This window comes from Pseudomonas sp. HY2-MNA-CIBAN-0224, assembly GCF_040310285.1.
GTDB classification, from domain to species: Bacteria; Pseudomonadota; Gammaproteobacteria; order Pseudomonadales; family Pseudomonadaceae; genus Aquipseudomonas; species Aquipseudomonas helleri.
Genome location: NZ_JBEOPQ010000377.1, coordinates 1 through 289 on the forward strand (window position 1 = coordinate 1; position 289 = coordinate 289).

1 pseudogene is annotated in these 289 nt (G+C 45.0%); it reads right to left on the minus strand.

What is annotated here, in order from left to right:
- Positions 1-289: pseudogene (avtA, locus tag AAEZ03_RS26815) on the minus strand (valine--pyruvate transaminase); the annotation flags it as partial.

Here is a 289-nt window from a genome sequence, read left to right on the forward strand (position 1 = left end):
CACCTCACCAATCACCGCAATGCCATCAATCAAAGTCTGCTCATCGGCGGCAATACTCATACGAATACACTCATGTGCATGTTTATAATCGCTGATATCGACACCAGGGAAGAAGTACTCACTCGGCACGATAAGCGTACCTTTTTCTTTGAGAGTCTCATAAAGCTCAGAGGTGCTAATCGGCAAATCCTTGAACCATAACCACAGAAATATCGCGCCTTCTGGCTTATGAATCACTAGCGGATAATCGCCCAACGCTTCTTTTAATAGCTTCACTGCTGTCTTAGCT